The following is a 1,543-nucleotide window of genomic DNA, read 5'->3' on the forward strand; positions in this document are numbered from 1 at the left end:
GTATCAAACCGTCCGGTCGCCAATCGAACCATTCCGGGTGCTATTTCAGCCAGGGATGGTCCGGCGAGCATTGAATCGCGAAATCGAGCGCCAATTCCATGCCATGCGCGGCGGCTGCGTCGCGAAGCCTCCGGAAATCCTTGATTGTGCCAAGCGATGGATGGATCGCGTCATGGCCGCCCTCGCTGCTGCCGATGGCGTACGGACTGCCGACGTCGTCGGGCGTTGCACCCAGTGTGTTGTTCTTGCCCTTGCGATTGGTTCCACCGATGGGATGGATCGGAGGCAGGTAAAGAACGTCAAAGCCCATCTCCTGGAGCGCCGGCAGCTTTCCGACGACATCGAGGAGAGAACCATGGCGATCGTCGGTGCCCCCCGTCGAACGCGGGAACAGTTCGTACCAGGAGGCAAAAAGAGCTCGTGGGCGCTCAATTTCCAAGGAAAAGGTCGGCTTCCGGCGGCAGGCAAAGTCGCGCTCTTCCGCTTCGTACATGACCTCTCTGAGGTCGGTGGTGAGCAGGATATCGGCGCTTTCATCGGGCGATGCATCAGTCAGCCACTTCAGGGCGCTGGAAATGACCTTGTTTGCGCTGCCGTTGACAAGTTTGCTGGCACGATCGAGGGCGGTCCACGCTTCGGCAAGTTCATAAGCGAACTCGGCGCCGGCTGCGCGCTTAAGTTCGATGTCACGCACGAGCGTACCGTAGCCATCGATCCATGCCTCGATAGTGAACTCGTAGCGTCCGATCCGTTCGGGATGAATCGTTGCGCGCCACAGGTCGTTGTTGATGGTCCGCATCGGCGAGCGCAACCAGTCTCTGGAGTCTGCGCTTCGCCAAAGCAGTTCCACACCGAGCACGCCGTGGCCGTCGGCAAAGACATCGGCCTCGATAACAACAGGCTCGCCGATCACGCGTTTTGCCGCAAAGCGCCCGCCATCGACACTTGGAATGACATTGTCGATGACGATGCGCGAAGCCGCCGCGAGCTTTTTTTGTGTTGTTTCCGGTCGCGCGGCCTCTATTGGATTGCTCCTGCGCGCCTGCAGGATACGGACTTCGCCCGCTGCAAGCGCGGAATGTCCGTCGCGCTCGGCCGTAATCCTTTTGCGAGCCACGAGGCTTGCGCCAGCCGCGGGCGGCAGCGGTTCAAGAGCGATTGGCTGTGGCTTGTCGTGCTGGAGATCGGTATTGATGAACACCACGATGGGCGCCGTCGCTTCGCGCACGCTTGCGCTATCGGAACGGATAAGGGCGCTGACCGGCTCTTCTGGATCGGTCAACTTCCGCATTTCCCCGTTGATCTTTAGAGTCCGCAATTCCTCGCTCAGCGCGTTTGCGTCGCGGATTTCAGAGGATAGGTCGACGTTGCCGGTCCGCGACAGGAAAAGCGCTTCCGCTGCCTTCGTTTGACGCGCATCCAAATCGTCGACTGCCACATATTCGAACCCCATGGGCACGATGAGGCCGTCGCCGACGGCGGCCGCACGGTGCAGCATGTGCCGGTAGAGGGGGATCGGGTCCTCGGTCTGGTTCAACTGACG

1 protein-coding gene is annotated in these 1,543 nt (G+C 60.6%); it reads right to left on the reverse strand.

Features of this window, described 5'->3' with window-relative positions:
* Positions 1–40: 40 nt before the first annotated feature.
* Positions 41–1,543: maltotransferase domain-containing protein (locus WB528_RS09810; protein ID WP_423888224.1), on the reverse strand; the 1,503-nt coding region annotated here is incomplete at its 5' end.

This window comes from Bradyrhizobium sp. (genome assembly GCF_049586575.1).
GTDB lineage: Bacteria > Pseudomonadota > Alphaproteobacteria > Rhizobiales > Xanthobacteraceae > Bradyrhizobium.